The sequence below is a fragment of the Hydrogenophaga sp. PML113 genome, from assembly GCF_001777155.1.
GTDB lineage: Bacteria > Pseudomonadota > Gammaproteobacteria > Burkholderiales > Burkholderiaceae_C > Hydrogenophaga > Hydrogenophaga borbori.
Genome location: NZ_MIYM01000003.1, coordinates 353,728 through 368,324, shown reverse-complemented (window position 1 = coordinate 368,324; position 14,597 = coordinate 353,728). Strand labels below are relative to the sequence as shown.

Genomic DNA, 14,597 nt, shown 5'->3' with positions numbered 1-14,597 from the left:
TTGTGGCCTTGACCTGGGTCAAGGCGCCGCGGCGGGCGCGGCATAGACTGGATTGGCCCACCGATTCCGCAGGAGTCCTGCCATGAACAGCACCGCCACCCCCGATCAAGCGCCCCTGACCAACTTCACGCAATGCCACGCGGGCATCGTGCGCCGGCTGCACGCGCTCGATGGGTTGCCCGCGCTGCTGGAGCCCGCCATGCAGGCCCGGCGCATTGCCGAGGAGTCGCTTGCCTTTTTCCGCGAAGCCATCTTCGAGCACCACCTCGACGAGGAGCGTGAGCTCTTTCCCGCCGTGCTGGCCAGCGCCGAGCCGGGGCCGGAGCGCGAGCGCGCACAACGACTGGTGGAGCACCTGACCACCCAGCACCGACAGTTGGAGGCGCTGTGGCGCTCGCTGGAGCGAGAGCTCAAGCGCGTGGCGCGCGGGCAGGACAGCGAACTCGATGTCGGCGACGTGCGCCGGCTGGTGGCGGACTACACGGCGCACGCGCGGCTGGAAGAGTCGGAGTTCCTGCCACTGGCCGAGGCCATCCTCGGGCGCAACGGCAACCACATGGCGGCGCTGGGCCTGTCGCTGCACCTGCGGCACGCGCCGCAACCGGTGCCCTACGTCTGAACCTGGGCCGACGCCTTGAGCGCCTCATTCAGTTCGTTCACCGCGACTCGCAAAGCAAGGGTGTTGGTGGTTCTCTTCAGATGGATATACCCCTGCAAGTTGCTGGCCGCTTCTCGAACCCGGGGATCCGCATGCCAGCGCTTCAGGACCCTGCAAGCAATGTTCAGTTGCCCGGCACCCCGTTGTTGTTCTTTCTTATAGGTGAAGGGGTTGCTATGAAAAAAGCCCTTTACCGCCACACGCAGCCGTCCCTCGGAGTTGGGGCCCATGACGATGGCTTTGTTCACATGGCTGTTATAGAGGACACCATAGATGCTATCCATCACTACGGTCGCGCCCCTGAGCGCCTGCTCCTTCGCGTCGTGGCGGGAGACCTTGCGGCGGTCGTAGATGAGGGTGAGCGAATGGCCATCAAAGTTGGCCGGCAACTGCTGGGCCGCTCGCTGCCGGGCTTTCTTGATCGCCCTGACCAAGGGAACACAAGAAAAGTGTGGGGAGCTTGTGCTGATGTGGCCCGCGGGAACGTGGTGTTTGCTGCTGGAAGGTCTCATACAAAAGGAAGCGGTACAAAGACAATGCCTTCTTCTGTAATAGGGGGGAGGGCTTGGTTCCAGGATCGGCCATGAGGCCGTGGAGTACGGCGGCAGCGGCTTGGCGCGTGAACCTCCCGTCGAGACTCAGTGCGCGCCGCGCGCGGTGGGTCGCGTGCGGTGGAAGGTGATGGGGCTGGCCGCCGCGGCCTTCATCACCGAGGGCTTGATGCGGCCCACCACATGCATCTCGCAGGGCTTGCAGTCGAAGCGCAGGGTGAGCTTCTCATCGTTGTGGGTGATGGTCAGCGGCTCGGCGCGCACCGTGCCCTGCACGCCGGTGACGCCCTTGGCCTGCTTGGGGCACAGGCTGAGCGAGAAGCGCACGCAGTGCTTGGTGATCATGAGGCTGACCTCGCCGGTCTCCTCGTGCGACTCATAGGCGCTGGCGATCACCTTCACGCCGTGCTTTTCGTAGAAGGCGCGCGCCCGGTGGTTGAACACGTTGGCCAGGTAGGTCAGCGTGTCCTCGGGGTAGGGCGCGGGCGGCTTCACCGCCTGGCCGCGCGGCAGGCGTTTGAAGGCCTTGGCGCGCGCGGCTTCCAGCGCAGCCACGGCCTCGCGGCGCAGCGGGTTCAGCAGCGAGGCCGGCACGAACCAGGGCTCGCTGAAGGCGAGCGAGATGTCGATGGGCGCGAACAGCGTGTCACCCAGCCGGCCCAGGGCCTCGCGCAGCTTGTCGTGCGCCTGCGCGGCGTCGCGCGCGGGCTCCAGCGCGCAGGCCAGCTCGGCGTGGGCGGCGTGGCCGTCTTCGTCGGTGAGGTCCAGGCGCAGGCCCTCGGCCGTGCGGGAGAGGGCCATCCAGACGCCGATGCGGCGCTCGGCGGACTTCTTGTCCAGCGCGCGCACCCAGTCCATGTCGCGGTTGCGGTTCACCACCGTGCCACGCTTGAGGTGGCGCAGGCCTTCCAGGGCGTCCTTGGGGAAGACGCGGAAGCGGCCCGGCGCGCCAGCGGGCTCGGCGCGGTTGATCTGCAGGCCCACGAGTTCGCGGTGCAGGTCCAGGTAGCACAGGCCGTCGCCGTTGTGGATGACCGTGGCCTCGTCGTCGCACTGCAGCTCGACCCAGTTCGGGCCCAGCTGCGTGACGAAGCCGATGGGGCGGCCCGGGTTCTTGGGCGTGTCGAAGGCGCCGATGTCGTCCTGGCGGCCATTGACGAAGTAGTCGGTGAATTCGCGGTTGAAGTTCTGGTCGGGGTCGGGCGCGAAGCTGAAGTGGCAGCGGCCCGAGGAGGCGCGGCCCAGCTCGGGGCGCTCTTCCAGGATCTCGTCGAACAGCCGGCGGTAGTGCGCGGTGATGTTCTTGACGTAGCCCAGGTCCTTGTAGCGGCCCTCGATCTTGAAGCTGCGCGCGCCGGCCTCGATGAGGGCGCGCAGGTTGCCGCTCTGGTTGTTGTCCTTCATCGAGAGCACGTGCTTGTCGTGCGCCACGATGCGGCCCTGGCTGTCCTTCACCTCGTAGGGCAGGCGGCAGGCCTGCGAGCAGTCGCCGCGGTTGGCGCTGCGGCCGGTGTGGGCGTGGCTCACGTAGCACTGCCCGCTGTAGGCCACGCACAGCGCGCCGTGGATGAAGAACTCGACGAGGCAGCGCTGCTCGTCCAGGGCCTCATAGATGGCGCGGATCTGCGGCAGCGTGAGTTCGCGCGCCAGCACCAGCTTGGACAGGCCCGCGTTCTGCAGGAACACGGCCTTGTCCACCGTGCGGATGTCGGTCTGCGTGCTGGCGTGCAACTGGATGGGCGGCAGGTCGATTTCCAGCAGGCCCATGTCCTGGACGATGAGCGCGTCGGCGCCCGCGTCGTAGAGCTGGTGGATGAGCTTTCGCGCGGGCTCCAGCTCGTCGTCGCGCAGGATGGTGTTGACCGTGACGTAGATGCGGCTGCCGAAGCGGTGCGCGTGCTTGGCCAGGCGGGCGATGTCCTGCACGCTGTTGTCGGCCGAGGTGCGCGCGCCGAACGAGGGGCCGCCGATGTAGACGGCGTCGGCGCCGTGGTTGACGGCCTCGATGCCGATGTCGGCCGTGCGGGCGGGGGAGAGCAGCTCGATCTGGTGGGGCAGCATGGGGGCGGGCAGAATCGCGGAACCGCGTATTGTCCCGGAGAAGGCCTTTGTCCGCACACACGTCCATCGTCCTGGTCCACGGCGCCTGGCACGGCGCCTGGTGCTGGCGCCGCGTGTTGCCGCTGCTGCGCGCGGCCGGCGCCGAGGCGCACGCCGTTACGCTCACCGGCCTGGGCGAGCGGGCCCATCTCATGGGCCCGGCCATCGACCTGCACACGCACATCCAGGACGTGGTGGGCCTGATCGAGGCCGAAGAGCTGGGCCGCGTGGTGCTGGTGGGCCACAGCTACGCGGGCATGGTCATCACCGGCGTGGCCGACCGCCTGCTGCGCGAGCGCCCGGGCTGTCTGGCGCAGCTGGTCTACCTGGACGCCGCGCTGCCGTACCCCGGCGACAGCTGGAGCAGCCACCACAGCGAAGAAACGAAGGCCGCGCGCACCGCCGCCGCCCAACCCAGCGGCGGCCTGCACTTTGCGCCGCCGGATGCCTCGCTGTTCGGCCTGCAGGGCGCGGACCGCGATTGGGTCAACCGCCGCCAGACGCCGCAGCCGTTCCGGCTCTACCAGCAGCCGCTGGAATTCGACGGCGAGGCCTGGGCCCGCGTGCCGCGCTGCTTCATCGACTGCACCGCGCCGGCCCTGGCCACCATCGCGCCGTCGCGGGCGCGCGTGCGGCAGGAGCCTGGCTGGCGGCTCATCGAAATGGCCACCGGCCACGACCCCATGGTGAGCGAGCCCCAGGCCCTGGCAGGGCACCTGCTGGCGCTCTGGCGCGGCGCTTCGGCATGAGCGGCACCCGGTACGACCGCATCGACCAGCTGCGCGCCCTGGCGCTGCTGTGGATGACGGTCTACCACTTCTGTTTCGACCTCGATTACTTCGGCCTGATCCACCAGGCCTTCCTCAGCGACCCCTTCTGGACCATGCAGCGCACGGCCATCGTGAGCCTGTTCCTGTTCACGGCCGGCCTGTCGCAGGCGGTGGCGCTGCAACAGGGCCAGGGCTGGCCGCGCTTCTGGCGCCGCTGGGCGCAGGTGGCGGGCGCGGCGCTGCTGGTCACGCTGGGCTCGTGGTTCATGTTCCCCAAGAGCTTCATCTACTTCGGCGTGCTGCACGGCATCGCGGCGATGCTGGTGGTGGCGCGGCTCACCGGCGGCTGGGGGCGCTGGCTGTGGCCGCTGGGCGCGCTGGCGATCGTGCTGCCCTGGCTGGCGCCTGCCGCCATGGCGCAATGGCCCGCGCTGGAGGTGCTCAACCTACGCGGCTGGAACGCGCTGGGCTTCATCAGCCGCAAGCCCTTCACCGAGGACTACGTGCCCCTGCTGCCGTGGATGGGCGTGGTGTGGTGGGGCCTGGCCGCCGGGCGCTGGGTGGGGGCGAACCGCCCGCAGTGGCTGGGCGGTTCGGGGCAGGGCGGCGCGCTGGGCCGCTTCATGGCCCGCTGGGGCCGCTGGAGCCTGAGCTACTACCTGCTGCACCAGCCCGTGCTGATGGGGCTGGTGGGGCTGGCGGTGATGGTCGGACCGGACTGAGGCGCTGCGCTCACTGAGGGGACAGGAATGTATCGGCGCGGCACGCTGCCCGCACCGCATCGTTCAGCGCCTTCACCGCCCCCCTCAATTCGCGGGTGATGTTGGTTTCCTTCAGGTGGATGTACCCCAGCAAATCGCTGGTCTTGTTTCTGAAGCGCTTGGCTGTTGGCTCGCCAATAGGACTTCGTGCCCGAGGATGGGTGGGACTTGGTGGTTTGAGGTCTCATGCTGAATCCGGGCTAAACAGAGTGGGAACGCCGATTCAGCGGGGGCCAGGGCGCTCCAGTTCCGGACCCGTCCATGTGGTCGATGGCCTGCCTGGTCATCTGCATCTTGCGGGAGGGGGCCGGTCCACGGGCCCCAGACGTCGGACCGATCCGCGCCTCAGCGCGGCGCCGTGGCCGCCAGCGTCTGGCGGATCAATTCCAGCGTGGACTGCTGCGTGAGCGTGGTCGGTCGCTGCGCGCTGGTGGCCAGGCTCAGGCGCGTGCGCAGGGGCGGATCGATGCCGCGCAGCCGGTAGGCCGAGGGCCGGATCGAGCTGGCCACGGCGTTGCGCGAGAGCAGGGCGGCGCCCGCGCCGTCGGCCACCAGGTCCAGGATGGCCGAGACGCCATCGATCTCCAGCGCCACCTTCGGGCGCAGGCCGATGGCCGCGAGCTCGTGCTCCAGCTGCATGCGCACCGCGTTGGGCCGGCTGGGGATGATCAGCGGCAGATCGGCCAGGTCGCGCAGCGCGATGGGCGAGGGCGGCGGGTCTTCCGGCAGACCGGGCGGGCGCGGCTGCACCAGCCACAGGTCCTCTTCGGCCAGGGGCTGGATCTCCAATTCCGGCACCGGCTGGGCGTTGTAGAGCACGGCGATGTCCAGCCGGCCGGTGAGCAGCCATTCCTGCATGGTGGCCGACAGGCCCTCGGTGATGGACAGCGAGGCCTCGGGCAACTGCTGGCGGAAGGCCCGCGTGAGCGGCACCGACAGCGTGCGCGCCAGCGTCGGCGGCAGCCCGATGGCCACCCTTCCGGCCAGCGCGCCGCGCACGCGGCCCAGTTCCTCTCGCGCGCGCTCCACCTGGTGCAGGATGCCGCGCCCGTGCGCCAGCAGCAGCTTGCCGGCCTCGGTGGGCGTGGCGCCGCGGCCGTTGCGCACCAGCAGGTTCTGGCGCAGCTCCACTTCGAGCAGCCGCACCTGGCGCGACAGGGCGGGCTGCGCGACGTCCAGCGCGATGGCGGCGCGCGTGAAGCTGCCGAGCTCGGCCACGCGCACGAAGTATTCGAGTTGCTTGAGGTCCATGGGGGGAAAGGCCGAATCGGCGTTGGACAGCAGGTATGTGATTTTGTTCTAGCTGCTAGCCGGTTGTATGGGTTTTCGTACAGCGCCAGGCTGCCGACAATGACTGTCTTTCTTCTGGACGCCCATGAACGCCCCCCTGACCGGCATTTCTTCCATGGCCACCCGCCAGGTGCTGGCCGAACTCACCGGTGCCTACACGGCGCGCACCGGACAGGCCGTGGCCATCGAGTCGGTGGGCGGCGTGGACGCGGCCAAGCGCGTGGCGGCCGGCGAGGCCTTCGACGTGGTGATCCTGGCCTCGGACGCCATCGACAAGCTCATCGCCGCCGGCCACCTGCAAGCGGGCCGCGTGGACCTGGTGCGCAGCGGCGTGGCCGCCTGCGTGCGCGACGGCGCGCCAGCGCCCGACCTGTCGAGCGAGGCGTCGGTGCAGGCCGCGCTGCTGGCGGCGGACAAGATCAGCTACTCCACCGGCCCCAGCGGCGTGGCCTTGCAGAAGCTCTTCGAGCGCTGGGGCATCGCCGAGGCCATGGCCGCCAAGACCGTGCAGGCGCCGCCCGGCGTGCCGGTGGCCTCGCTGGTGGCCAAGGGCGAGGTGGCGCTGGGTTTCCAACAGCTCAGCGAGCTGCTGCACGTGCCGGGCATCGCCATCGTCGGCGGCCTGCCCGAACCGATCCAGATCGTCACCGTCTTCAGCGCCGGCATCCCGGTGAACGCGCCGCGCGCCGAAACGGTGCGCGCGCTGCTGGCCTTCATGACCTCGCCCGACGCGGCCGAGGCCAAGCGGCGCCAGGGCATGTCGCCCGCCTGATTTTTTTGAATCCCCAGAACACCCGAGAGGAGCCCCCCACATGTCCCTGATCATCGACTGCCACGGCCACTACACCACGGCACCCAAGGCGCTGGAGAACTGGCGCAACGCCCAGATCGCGGGCATCAAGGACCCGGCCCAGATGCCCAAGGTCGCCGACCTGAAGATCAGCGACGACGAGCTGCGCGAGTCCATCGAGACCAACCAGCTCAAGCTCATGAAGGAGCGTGGCAGCGACATCACGCTGTTCAGCCCGCGCGCCAGCTTCATGGCCCACCACATCGGCGATTTCGGCGTGTCCAGCACCTGGGCCGCGATCTGCAACGAGCTCTGCTACCGCGTCTCCACGCTGTTCCCCGAGCACTTCGTGCCCGTGGCCATGCTGCCGCAAAGCCCTGGCGTGGACCCGGCCACCTGCATCCCCGAGCTGGAGAAGTGCGTCAAGGAATACGGCGCGGTCGGCATCAACCTCAACCCCGATCCCTCCGGTGGCCACTGGACCAGCCCGCCGCTGACCGACAGGCACTGGTACCCCATCTACGAAAAGATGGTCGAGTACGACCTGCCGGCCATGATCCACGTGAGCACGAGCTGCAACGCTTGCTTCCACACCACCGGCGCGCACTACCTCAACGCCGACACCACGGCCTTCATGCAGCTCATCCAGGGCGACCTGTTCAAGGACTTCCCGACGCTGAAGTTCCTGATCCCGCACGGCGGCGGCGCGGTGCCTTACCACTGGGGCCGTTTCCGCGGTCTGGCGCAGGAGATGAAGAAGCCGCTGCTGGACACCCACCTGATGAACAACGTGTTCTTCGACACCTGTGTGTACCACCAGCCCGGCATCGACCTGCTCAACACCGTGATCCCGGTCAAGAACGTGCTGTTCGCTTCGGAGATGATCGGCGCGGTGCGCGGCGTGGACCCGACCACGGGCCATTACTACGACGACACCAAGCGCTACATCGAGGCCTCGAAGATCCTGTCCGCCGAGGACAAGCACGCGATCTACGAAGGCAACGTGCGCCGCGTGTTCCCGCGCCTGGACGCGCGCCTGAAGGCCAAGGGCCTGTAAACCACCGATACCGAAAGAGGAGCACAAACATGTACGAACTGGGCGTCGTCTACCGCAACATCCAACGCGCCGACAAGGAAGCCGCCGATGGCCTGGCCGCGCTGGGCTCGGCCACCGTGCACGAGGCCATGGGCCGCGTCGGCCTGCTCAAACCCTACATGCGCCCGATCCAGACCGGCGTGCAGGTCAGCGGCACCGCCGTCACCGTGCTGCTGCAGCCGGGCGACAACTGGATGATGCACGTCGCCGCCGAGCAGATTCAGCCGGGCGACATCGTGGTCGCCGCCGTGACCGCCGAATGCACCGACGGCTACTTCGGCGACCTGCTGGCCACCAGCTTCCAGGCCCGCGGCGCGCGTGCCCTGGTCATCGACGCCGGCGTGCGCGACGTCAAGACCCTGAAGGAAATGAACTTCCCGGTCTGGAGCAAGGCCATCAGCAGCAAGGGCACGATCAAGGCCACCCTGGGCTCGGTGAACATCCCCATCGTCTGCGCCGGCATGCTGGTCACGCCGGGCGACGTGATCGTGGCCGACGACGACGGCGTGGTCTGCGTGCCCGCCGCGCGCGCGACCGAGACGCTGGCCGCCGCCCGCAAGCGCGAGAGCTTCGAAGGCGAGAAGCGCGACAAGCTCGCCAGCGGCGTGCTTGGCCTGGACATGTACAAGATGCGCGAGCCGCTGGCCGCCGCCGGCTTGAAATACATCGACTGAACAAGGAGCACCCCCGCCGCGCTTCGCGCGATCCCCTCCAGGGGACACAGCTGCGGTCCGGCAAAGCCGGTCCCGCGGTGTTCTCGCCAGCTTCACCTCACGCGTAGGACTTTGCGAATGACCAAACCGACATCAGGAGACTTCACCAAGACCGCCGGCTGGCTCGACTGGTTCGACGGCCCGAGCAAGCCCCGCTTCCAGCTGCCCCCGGGCAGCGTGGACGCGCATTGCCACGTGTTCGGCCCCGGCGCCGAATTCCCTTACGCGCCCGAGCGCAAGTACACGCCCTGCGACGCCAGCAAGCAGCAGCTGTTCGCCCTGCGCGACCACCTGGGCTTCTCGCGCAACGTGATCGTGCAGGCCACCTGCCACGGCGCCGACAACCGCGCCATGGCCGACGCCTGCCGCAGCAGCGGCGGCAAGGCGCGCGGCGTGGCCACGGTCAAGCGCAGCGTCACCGACCAGGAGCTGCAGGACCTGCACGCCAGCGGCGTGCGCGGCGTGCGCTTCAACTTCGTCAAGCGCCTGGTGGACTTCACGCCCAAGGACGAGTTGATGGAGATCGCCGGCCGCATCAAGGCCCTGGGCTGGCACGTGGTCATCTACTTCGAGGCCGTGGACCTGCCGGAGCTGTGGGACTTTTTCACCGCGCTGCCCACCACCGTGGTGGTGGACCACATGGGCCGCCCCGACGTGAGCAAACCCATCGACGGCCCCGAGTTCCAGCTCTTCCTGAAGTTCATGCGCGAGCATGAGAACGTCTGGAGCAAGGTGAGCTGCCCCGAGCGCCTCAGCCTGGGCGGCCCCAAGGCCCTGAACGGTGAGCAGGCCGCCTACCGCGACGTGGTGCCCTTCGCGCGCCAGGTCGTCGAGAGCTTCCCCGACCGTGTGCTGTGGGGCACCGACTGGCCGCACCCCAACCTCAAGGACCACATGCCCGACGACGGCCTGCTGGTCGATTTCATCCCGCACATCGCCACGACGGCCGAGCTGCAGAAGAAGCTGCTGGTCGACAACCCGATGCGCCTCTACTGGCCCGAGGAGGTCTGACATGGCTCTCGACAAACCCTACAAGGACGTGCCCGGCACGACCATCTTCGACGCCGAGCAGAGCCGCAAGGGCTACTGGCTCAACCAGTTCTGCATGAGCCTGATGAAGGCCGAGAACCGCGAGCGCTTCAAGAAGGACGAGCGCGCCTACCTCGACGAGTGGGCCATGACGGAAGAGCAGAAGCAGGCCGTGCTGGCGCGCGACCTCAACTGGTGCATCCGCCTGGGCGGCAACATCTACTTCCTGGCCAAGATCGGCGCCACCGACGGCAAGAGCTTCCAGCAGATGGCGGGCTCCATGACCGGCATGACCGAGGAGGAGTACCGCAACATGATGATCGGCGGCGGCCGCTCGGTCGAAGGCAACCGCCGCATCGGCGAGGACGGCGACGCGCAGGCGCACCGCCAGCCCCAGGGTTCGCAAGGGAAACATTGATATGGCACGCATCACCGCATCCGTCTACACCTCGCACGTGCCCGCCATCGGCGCGGCCATGGACCTGGGCAAGACCGGCGAGCCGTACTGGCAGCCGCTCTTCAAGGGCTACGAGTTCTCCAAGCAGTGGATGAAGGACAACAAGCCCGACGTGGTGTTCCTGGTCTACAACGATCACGCCACCGCCTTCAGCCTGGACTTCATCCCCACCTTCGCCATCGGCACAGCCGCCGAGTTCCAGCCCGCCGACGAGGGCTGGGGCCCGCGCCCGGTGCCCGTGGTCAAGGGCCACCCCGAGCTGGCCGCGCACATCGCGCAGAGCGTGATCCAGCAGGACTTCGACCTCACCATCGTCAACAAGATGGACGTGGACCACGGCCTGACCGTGCCGCTGTCGCTGATGTGCGGCCAGCCCCAGGCCTGGCCCTGCCCGGTGATCCCCTTCGCGGTGAACGTGGTGCAGTACCCCGTGCCCAGCGGCCAGCGCTGCTACAACCTGGGCAAGGCCATCCGCAAGGCGGTGGAGAGCTACGACGAAGACCTGAACGTGCACATCTGGGGCACGGGCGGCATGAGCCACCAGCTGCAGGGCCCGCGCGCCGGCCTCATCAACAAGGACTTCGACAACCGCTTCCTCGACCTGCTCGAGACCGACCCCGAGGCGGCGGCCGCGATCCCGCACATCGACTACGTGCGCGAGGCCGGCAGCGAGGGCATCGAACTCGTGATGTGGCTGATCGCGCGCGGCGCCATGGCCGACGCCGCCGGCGGGCCGCGCCCGAAGGTGGCGCACCGCTTCTTCCACGTGCCCGCGAGCAACACCGCCGTGGGCCACCTGATCCTGGAGAACCAATAAATGAGCACCAACAAGACCATCAAAGTGGCGCTGGCCGGCGCCGGCGCCTTCGGCGTCAAGCACCTGGACGGCATCAAGAACATCGCTGGTGTCGAGGTCATCTCGCTGATCGGGCGCGAGCTCGACAAGACCCAGGAAGTCGCCAGCAAGTACGGCATCGGCCACGTCACCACCGACCTGAACGAGTCGCTGGCCATCCAGGAGCTGGACGCCGTCATCCTGTGCACGCCCACGCAGATGCACGCCGAGCAGAGCCTGGCCTGCCTGAAGGCCGGCAAACACGTGCAGGTGGAGATTCCCCTGGCCGACAGCCTCAAGGGCGCGCAGGCCGTGGTGGACCTGCAGAAGCAGACCGGCCTGGTGGCCATGTGCGGCCACACGCGCCGCTTCAACCCCAGCCACCAGTTCGTGCACCAGAAGATCCAGGCCGGCGAGTTCAACATCCAGCAGATGGATGTGCAGACCTATTTTTTCCGCCGCACCAACACCAACGCGCTGGGCCAGGCCCGCAGCTGGACCGACCACCTGCTGTGGCACCACGCCGCGCACACCGTGGACCTGTTCGCCTACCAGGCCAACAGCCCCATCGTGCTGGCCCACGCGATCCAGGGCCCGATCCACCCGGTGCTGGGCATCGCCATGGACATGAGCATCCAGCTCAAGGCCGCCAACGGCGCCATCTGCACGCTCTCGCTCTCGTTCAACAACGACGGCCCGCTGGGCACCTTCTTCCGCTACATCGGCGACACGGCGACCTACATCGCGCGCTACGACGACCTGTTCAACGGCAAGGACGAGAAGATCGACGTGTCCAAGGTGGACGTGAGCATGAATGGCATCGAGCTGCAGGACCGCGAGTTCTTCGCCGCCATCCGCGAAGGCCGCGAACCCAACGCCAGCGTGGGCCGCGTCTTCGCCTGCTACCAGGTGCTGCACGACCTGGAGCAAAAGCTCAACGCCCAGGGCTGAGCCCGGCCGCTTCTGCCCAGGCCGCTAGGATCGGGGCATGCATCCCAGTGCCCTTGACAACGGCGGCCTCTTTTTCGACACCTACCTGAACGCGGGCGAGGCGCTCACGGTCCTGGACATCGGCGCCCAGGACGTGAACGGCTCGCTGCGCGCGCGGGCACCCGCCGCCTGCCGCTACATCGGCGTGGACTTCGCGCCCGGTCGCGGCGTCGACGTGGTGCTCGACGACCCCTACCGGCTGCCCTTCGCCGACCAGAGCATCGACGCCGTGGTCAGCAGCTCGTGCTTCGAACACGTCGAGATGTTCTGGCTCAGCTTCAACGAGATCCTGCGCGTGCTCAAGCCGTCGGGGCTCTTCTACCTGAACGCGCCCTCCAACGGCGACTTCCACCGCTACCCGGTGGACTGCTGGCGCTTCTATCCCGACGCCGGCGTGGCGCTGGTGCGCTGGGCCGTGCGCTCGGGGTACCGGCCGGCCTTGCTGGAGTCGTTCACGGCCTACCAGAAGCTCGACGTGTGGAGCGATTTCGTGGCCGTCTTCGTGAAAGACGAGGCCCAGGTGGCGCGCCACCCGCGGCGCATGCTCGACCGCCTGGACCGCTACATGAATGGCCGCCGCCACGGCGAGGAGGGCATCCTGTGCCCCCACGAGCACCCGGAGGACGGCGCGCGCCTGCGCCGCCTGACCGGCCACCCCAAGGGCCTGGACTGAAGCGTTCGAGCCGGCCCGCCGAGGCCACAATGAGACCCGCACCGCGACCGCCCCACCACCGCCCATGCCGCACGCCGACCCTTCTGCCCGATTCGATCCGCGCACCGTGGCCCAGCTGGACGCGGCCTGGGGCGACCCCGCGAGCTGGACCGAGCACGGCCTGCAGTGGACCCATCTGTCCACCGTCAAGGCCCGCATCGCCCAGGCGGTGTCGGGGGACCCGGCGGTGCACCCGCTGCAGTGGTTCTTCCAGCGGGTCGCCGCCGAGCGCCCGCTGCCGCTGCGCCGCGTGCTGGTGCTGGCCTGCGGCGAGGGCCACGTCGAACGCGAGACCGTGAGCGCCGGCTGGGCCGAGTCCGCGGTGGCGCTGGACCTGTCCAGCCGGGTGCTGGAGCGCGCGCGCGAGGCCGCCCAGGCCCAGGGCCTGGCGATCGACTACCTCCAGGCCGACATGAACCAGCTGCCCGTCGGCGCACCCGGCTTCGAGCCCGGCAGCTTCGACGCCGTGCTCGGCGTGGCCGCGGTGCACCACTGCAGCGCGATCGAGCGTCTGTACGCGGACGTGGCGACGCTGCTGCCCCCCGGGGGCTGGTTCTTTCTCGACGAGTACGTCGGCCCGGACCGCTTCCAATGGTCGCCAGGCCATGTGCGCCACCTCAATACCTTGCTGGAGCTGCTGCCGCCGCGCCTGCGCACGACGCTGGACGGCCGCCTCAAGGCCCACGCGCGCCGGCCCACGCCGCAGGAGGTGATCGCGGTGGACGCGAGCGAGGCGGTGCGTTCCTCCGAGCTGCTGCCGCTGCTGTCGGGCCATTTCGAGCGCCTGGCCTGGCGCCCCTACGGCGGTGCCTTGCTGCACGTGCTGCTGAGCGACATCGCGCAGAACTTCCTCGGCGATGCCGAGGCGCCTTACCTCGATGCCCTGCTGGAGGCCGAAGAGGAGCTCTTGCGCAGCGGCCAGCTGGACCCCTGCTTCGGCTGCGTCATCGCGCGCCGGCCGCGCTGAGCCAGCGCGCCAGCCACACCGGGTCGTTGGGGCCCAGCGCCAGCACGCGCCCGGGCTCGGCCACCACAGCTTCAGGGGGCAGGGCGGCGTAGCTCTCGCGGATGGCCTGGCGCCGCTCCGGCAGCCGCGTGGACGATGGGTCCAGGCCCGTCACCACCGTGAGGCCGGTGGGCGCCGTGGACAGGGTCACGACGCGCAGATCGGGCCGCAGGGCGCGCAGGCAGGGCACGATCTTCCAGCCGTCTCCCGTGTGAAAGCCCGTGCGCCGCTCGCGGCCCGCCGTCGCGGCCGTCAGCGGCACGGTGTCGTGCAGCAGCAGCACGGCGCCCGGCGCGGCCAGGCGTTCGGCGCCGATGAAGTCGTCCAGCACCGCGTCGAAGGCGTGGTCGCCGTCGATGAACGCGAGGTCGAAGCCCTGTGCGGCCAGCGGATCGTCCGCGCCCAGCTCGGCGAAGAACGCGGCGCTGGTGCAGGGGAACAGGCGCGTGGGCGCCTCGCAGCCGCTCAGCGGGTCGCCGCGCGGCGCGGGGTCGACGCCGGTGGCCTGGGTCCCCGGCCGCGCCAACCTCAGGGTGTGGCCGAACTCGACGCCGATCTCCAGGTAGAGGCGCGGTTTCAGGTGGGCGTGGAACCAGGCCAGCCAGTGCCGGTAGTCGGGGCCCGGCCAGCGCTGGCGCGCCAGGGCCACGTGCACGCCGGGCAGGTTGGGCTCCTGGGCCAGCGCGTCCCACAGCACGGCATCGGCGTCGGCGCCGCGGCCTTCGGCGCGCAGGCGGCGCCAGCGGCGCAGCGCCGCGGTTTCGAGCGGGTGCACAGCAGCGCTCATGGAACGGCCCTCCGCGCGGCGCACGGCAGGGCTGAGCGCCTTGGGATCGGCC

The 14,597-nt window shown here is 69.1% G+C and carries 16 protein-coding genes; 12 read left to right on the top strand and 4 right to left on the bottom strand.

Going from position 1 to position 14,597, the window contains the following annotated elements; all coding sequences use genetic code 11:
• Positions 1-82 precede the first annotated feature (82 nt).
• On the top strand, positions 83-619 hold the full coding sequence (locus tag BHU06_RS07755) for a hemerythrin domain-containing protein (protein ID WP_070398575.1): 537 nt from the start codon (positions 83-85) through the stop codon (positions 617-619).
• On the opposite strand, the gene BHU06_RS07750 is transcribed toward BHU06_RS07755, so the two are convergent.
• The gene (locus BHU06_RS07750; protein WP_070398574.1) at positions 610-1,092 is read right to left on the bottom strand and encodes a hypothetical protein; all 483 of its coding nucleotides are present in this window, start codon (positions 1,090-1,092) and stop codon (positions 610-612) included. The genes BHU06_RS07755 and BHU06_RS07750 overlap by 10 nt on opposite strands.
• Positions 1,093-1,296: 204 nt before the next feature.
• Complete coding sequence (locus BHU06_RS07745) at positions 1,297-3,270, bottom strand: U32 family peptidase (protein ID WP_070398573.1); 1,974 nt, start codon at positions 3,268-3,270, stop codon at positions 1,297-1,299.
• 47 nt (positions 3,271-3,317) lie between these two features.
• Here BHU06_RS07745 and BHU06_RS07740 point away from each other — a divergent pair, with 47 nt between their 5' ends.
• Both BHU06_RS07740 and BHU06_RS07735 read left to right on the top strand, forming a co-directional pair.
• Complete coding sequence (locus BHU06_RS07740; RefSeq protein WP_070398572.1) at positions 3,318-4,058, top strand: alpha/beta fold hydrolase; 741 nt, start codon at positions 3,318-3,320, stop codon at positions 4,056-4,058.
• Positions 4,055-4,801, top strand: a complete 747-nt coding sequence (locus tag BHU06_RS07735) for a DUF1624 domain-containing protein (protein ID WP_070398571.1) — start codon at positions 4,055-4,057, stop codon at positions 4,799-4,801. Before BHU06_RS07740 ends, BHU06_RS07735 begins: the two co-directional genes overlap by 4 nt.
• A 384-nt stretch (positions 4,802-5,185) precedes the next feature.
• On the opposite strand, the gene BHU06_RS07730 is transcribed toward BHU06_RS07735, so the two are convergent.
• Positions 5,186-6,091, bottom strand: coding sequence for a LysR substrate-binding domain-containing protein (locus tag BHU06_RS07730; protein ID WP_070398570.1), 906 nt, complete (start codon positions 6,089-6,091; stop codon positions 5,186-5,188).
• 124 nt (positions 6,092-6,215) lie between these two features.
• Between BHU06_RS07730 and BHU06_RS07725 the strand changes: the two genes are divergently transcribed.
• The 9 genes from BHU06_RS07725 (at position 6,216) to BHU06_RS07685 (ending at position 13,719) form a co-directional block, all read left to right on the top strand.
• On the top strand, positions 6,216-6,902 hold the full coding sequence (locus BHU06_RS07725; RefSeq protein ID WP_083293065.1) for an extracellular solute-binding protein: 687 nt from the start codon (positions 6,216-6,218) through the stop codon (positions 6,900-6,902).
• A gap of 40 nt (positions 6,903-6,942) precedes the next feature.
• Positions 6,943-7,977: an amidohydrolase family protein gene (locus tag BHU06_RS07720; RefSeq protein ID WP_070398568.1), complete on the top strand. Its 1,035-nt coding sequence runs from the start codon at positions 6,943-6,945 to the stop codon at positions 7,975-7,977.
• A 29-nt stretch (positions 7,978-8,006) separates the two neighbouring features.
• The gene (gene ligK / locus BHU06_RS07715) at positions 8,007-8,690 is read left to right on the top strand and encodes a 4-carboxy-4-hydroxy-2-oxoadipate aldolase/oxaloacetate decarboxylase (protein ID WP_070398567.1); all 684 of its coding nucleotides are present in this window, start codon (positions 8,007-8,009) and stop codon (positions 8,688-8,690) included.
• Between the two features lie 117 nt (positions 8,691-8,807).
• Positions 8,808-9,740: an amidohydrolase family protein gene (locus BHU06_RS07710; protein ID WP_070398566.1), complete on the top strand. Its 933-nt coding sequence runs from the start codon at positions 8,808-8,810 to the stop codon at positions 9,738-9,740.
• 1 nt (position 9,741) lies between these two features.
• Positions 9,742-10,176: a protocatechuate 4,5-dioxygenase subunit alpha gene (gene ligA, locus BHU06_RS07705; RefSeq protein ID WP_070398565.1), complete on the top strand. Its 435-nt coding sequence runs from the start codon at positions 9,742-9,744 to the stop codon at positions 10,174-10,176.
• 1 nt (position 10,177) lies between these two features.
• Positions 10,178-11,032 carry a class III extradiol dioxygenase subunit beta gene (locus tag BHU06_RS07700; protein ID WP_070398564.1) on the top strand — a complete coding sequence of 285 codons (855 nt, stop codon included), beginning with the start codon at positions 10,178-10,180 and terminating at the stop codon, positions 11,030-11,032.
• Positions 11,033-12,001: a Gfo/Idh/MocA family oxidoreductase gene (locus BHU06_RS07695; RefSeq protein ID WP_070398563.1), complete on the top strand. Its 969-nt coding sequence runs from the start codon at positions 11,033-11,035 to the stop codon at positions 11,999-12,001.
• Between the two features lie 37 nt (positions 12,002-12,038).
• Positions 12,039-12,713 carry a class I SAM-dependent methyltransferase gene (locus BHU06_RS07690; protein ID WP_070398562.1) on the top strand — a complete coding sequence of 225 codons (675 nt, stop codon included), beginning with the start codon at positions 12,039-12,041 and terminating at the stop codon, positions 12,711-12,713.
• 64 nt (positions 12,714-12,777) lie between these two features.
• On the top strand, positions 12,778-13,719 hold the full coding sequence (locus BHU06_RS07685) for a class I SAM-dependent methyltransferase (protein ID WP_070398561.1): 942 nt from the start codon (positions 12,778-12,780) through the stop codon (positions 13,717-13,719).
• Here BHU06_RS07685 and BHU06_RS07680 read toward each other — a convergent pair.
• Complete coding sequence (locus BHU06_RS07680) at positions 13,697-14,545, bottom strand: class I SAM-dependent methyltransferase (RefSeq protein ID WP_070398560.1); 849 nt, start codon at positions 14,543-14,545, stop codon at positions 13,697-13,699. The genes BHU06_RS07685 and BHU06_RS07680 overlap by 23 nt on opposite strands.
• Positions 14,546-14,597 lie beyond the last annotated feature (52 nt).